Source organism: Acinetobacter haemolyticus, from assembly GCF_900406815.1.
Classification (GTDB): Bacteria; Pseudomonadota; Gammaproteobacteria; order Pseudomonadales; family Moraxellaceae; genus Acinetobacter; species Acinetobacter haemolyticus_A.
Genome location: NZ_OVCN01000045.1, coordinates 1 through 491, shown reverse-complemented (window position 1 = coordinate 491; position 491 = coordinate 1). Strand labels below are relative to the sequence as shown.

The 491-nt window shown below is 43.8% G+C and carries 1 protein-coding gene; it reads left to right on the top strand.

Translation table 11 applies throughout. The features are described from left to right. A partial coding sequence (locus DK207_RS15595; protein WP_228247957.1) for a phage/plasmid replication protein, II/X family occupies positions 1 to 491 on the top strand: 491 nt, incomplete at both ends.

The following is a 491-nucleotide window of genomic DNA, read 5'->3' as shown; positions in this document are numbered from 1 at the left end:
AAGATTCATCAACGGATATTCTTCAAGCCTCAGCATTATGTGGGCAACGAGCAGAACGGCTATGTTCTGACGTTTGACTTGCTTGATCTAGGGTTGGGGAATATACATTCCCGTTGTGTCTACAAGGACATGCAGGGCAAGGTACAGAATGCGATTCTGTATCATCCGTTTGAATCGTTGCCGACTTCATTTACTGGCATGGGCTTCAAGATTTATCACGAGGGCATGAAAGTAGGAAAGGGCGATGACACCCGTTACTACCCACCATATATCGAGTTGAATTGTTCTCCAGCTAAGATTTTGCAGGGTCACAACGTTTTTGGCACTGACATGATTCGTTCTGGAGCAATGGAGATGCTTGGCTATCTCTACATGTTCAATCCTAAATTGTCAGAGATGTTAGATATAGAGAATGCCGTTATTGTCTCGCTCGATGTCACATATTCTGCACGTATGGCCAATGAAGATCAGGTGAACAAAGTCCTTGATTT